This window comes from Chryseobacterium gambrini (assembly GCF_900156825.1).
Lineage (GTDB): Bacteria > Bacteroidota > Bacteroidia > Flavobacteriales > Weeksellaceae > Chryseobacterium > Chryseobacterium gambrini.
Map to the genome: position 1 here is coordinate 1 of NZ_FTOV01000044.1, position 1,554 is coordinate 1,554.

Here is a 1,554-nt window from a genome sequence, read left to right on the forward strand (position 1 = left end):
GTTGTTGCCAGAGCATTGTCCGGCAGTCCTTTCACTTCGTGGCAAACCATTATTATTAATTTATTGGAATGGTTCTTTTTCAATTCTGATACCATCTTCCTTGTGATCTCGTCCCTGTAAATGGTTGAATTATCTATAAAAATGATTTTAGCGCATTTCCGGGAGCTAAAACGAGCCTGAAGCTCTGCCCACGGCTCGTAATCTATAATGTGAAATTTTTTGTCTTTGTCTGATAGTCCCGCAAATTTCATGGCGGCGATAATGTCCTTCGATAATCCTTCTTCTGCGGATACATAAAGCACTTTTCCAAATGTGGTAAGGTATTTAGCCAGCATCATGGCGAAAGTTGATTTTCCGTTCTTTTCTCCTCCACCCAAGTACCAAAAACCGGTGGTTTCCGGTTTTCCAAAAGCTTGAAGCCAAAGTCCAGTAAATTCAAACAGTTTAAACACAATGGAAAACGCTTGTTTTACTGATAGTGCCTTCATTATTCCCTGACCTTTAAGAGTGTTTCTAAATATCTGAGTGATTTGATACGCCCGCCCTGTTCCCCTTTTTGCTTTCCTTCAAATGGATTGGCGACTTTGACCATACATTTTTTGACCACTTCGTTAACCTCATTTTTATTTTTCAGGTTGACATAGGCTACATCCCCGAACAGCTTTAAATAAAATTCTTTTCGTTCCTCAGGATTTTTCGGAACCAGTGTTACGAAGTCATCGGAAAGGCGGCTGAATATTTCTGCAAAGCCCACTTTATGATTGTTGATTCCTTTGGTAATTTTTGCACGTAACCCGTCGGCTCCCATTGCGTACCAAGTACAATTATGCTTGGTGGCGTTCATGATTCCTTTTAATTCCAAATAGGCGTTGTATTCTAAATCTCCGAACTCATCCACGCATACAAACGCATTTTCAATAATATTCAAGGCATATTTTACCGTTTCCAGGATATCATAATATTTTCCGGTGGTATCACAGCCTAATGCGGCAGCCAGTTGCTTTACAAAGCGTATTTTAGTCTGCGACTGGGAACAATCCACATAAAACGCATTTTTCATTTTGGAGACAATATCCATTGCACAGCGTGTTTTTCCGATCCCGCAGTCATCAACCAAAATCATTGATGTTTTTGTAGCTTGGCAAAAATTGAAGTTGTCTTCCATCGCAAGGTAAACCTCTGTTTTTACCAATTTCATTTCGTAGTCATTCTTTGCCGTTTGGAATTTACTGCCTATATTCAGCCATTGTCCCAATGACAAAATATTCTCAATCATTCCATCTTTTATCTGACCGTAAGCCATGCTGTCGATACCCAATGATTTTGCGTAAGCGGTATCTGTGCCTTTGAATTTTTCCCTGCCCTTAAGTACTGCAGTACGGATGTTCTGTTTTTGTTCTAATGTTATCATATCAATTTATTTTTGATTTGTTAAAAATTGGCTGCCCAACTTCTCACGGTTGATGTATTCGAGTTGTGGTTGTAGCTGCTTTCCTCAACGTCTGAGAACACTTCCTCCGGTGTACTGTTATTAGGCGTATATTTTTTTCGACC

Annotated in this window: 2 protein-coding genes; both read right to left on the reverse strand. The window is 39.6% G+C overall.

The window, feature by feature from the left end; translation table 11 throughout:
* The coding region (locus BW951_RS22275) for an AAA family ATPase (protein WP_076396886.1) at positions 1–488 on the reverse strand (488 nt) is incomplete at its 3' end.
* Positions 488–1,411: a TniB family NTP-binding protein gene (locus BW951_RS22280; RefSeq protein ID WP_076396888.1), complete on the reverse strand. Its 924-nt coding sequence runs from the start codon at positions 1,409–1,411 to the stop codon at positions 488–490. The genes BW951_RS22280 and BW951_RS22275, both read right to left, overlap by 1 nt.
* Between the last annotated feature and the right edge of the window lie 143 nt (positions 1,412–1,554).